Source organism: Streptosporangium sp. NPDC003464 (assembly GCF_053588315.1).
The window spans coordinates 1-1,150 of record NZ_JBSFPS010000572.1; the positions used below are offsets into that span (position 1 = coordinate 1).

The 1,150-nt window shown below is 63.2% G+C and carries 1 pseudogene; it reads right to left on the reverse strand.

Going from position 1 to position 1,150, the window contains the following annotated elements:
* Positions 1-1,150: pseudogene (locus tag ACWDS7_RS48625) on the reverse strand (DNA-directed RNA polymerase subunit beta); the annotation flags it as partial.

The window sequence follows — 1,150 nt, forward strand, 5'->3', positions numbered from 1 at the left end:
TCGCCTCGACGTCCTGGGTGGTCATCCGCTCGCGCACGACGCGCTCCATGCGGGCCAGGCCCAGGCGGACCTGGTTCTGGATGAGCTCGCCGACGCTGCGCAGGCGGCGGTTGCCGAAGTGGTCGATGTCGTCGGTCTCGATGATCACCGTGTCGATCGGCGCGCCCTCGGCCGCCGGCATCGAGGTCTCACCGGCGTGGAGCTTGACGATGTATTCGATGGTGGCGACGATGTCCTCTTCGGTCAGCGTCCCCTGCGTGATGTCGCTGTCGACACCCAGCTTCTTGTTGATCTTGTAACGGCCGACCTTGGCCAGGTCGTAACGCTTGTGGTTGAAATACAGATTCTCCAGCAGCGTCTGCGCCGACTCCTTGGTCGGCGGCTCGCCGGGCCGCAGCTTGCGGTAGATGTCGAGCAGGGCGTCGTCCTGGCCGGCCGTGTGGTCCTTCTCCAGGGTGGCCCGCATCGACTCGTACTGACCGAACCGCTCGAGGATCTGCTCGTTGGTCCACCCCAGCGCCTTCAGCAGCACCGTGACGGCCTGCTTGCGCTTGCGGTCGATACGGACGCCGACACTGTCACGCTTGTCGATCTCGAACTCGAGCCAGGCCCCCCGGGACGGGATGACCTTGCAGCCGTAGAGGTCCTTGTCGGAGGTCTTGTCGACGCTGCGGTCGAAGTAGACGCCCGGGGACCGGACCAGCTGGGAGACCACGACACGCTCGGTGCCGTTGATGATGAAAGTGCCCTTGCCGGTCATGAGCGGGAAGTCGCCCATGAACACGGTCTGGCTCTTGATCTCACCAGTGGTGTTATTGATGAACTCCGCCGTGACGAACATCGGGGCGGAGTAGGTCATGTCCTTGTCTTTGCACTCATCGACTGAGTACTTGGGCGGCTCGAATCGGTGATCGCGGAACGACAGGGACATGGTTCCGGAGAAGTCCTCGATGGGACTGATCTCTTCGAAGATCTCTTCGAGACCCGACTGGGCCGGAACGTCCTTGCGCCCGGCCTGGCGAGCCGCCTCGACCCGCCCCTTCCACTTCTCGTTGCCGAGCAACCAGTCGAAGGACTCGGTCTGGAGAGCGAGAAGATCAGGAACTTCGAGCGGCTCCTGAATTCGTGCGAAAGACACACGACGGGGACC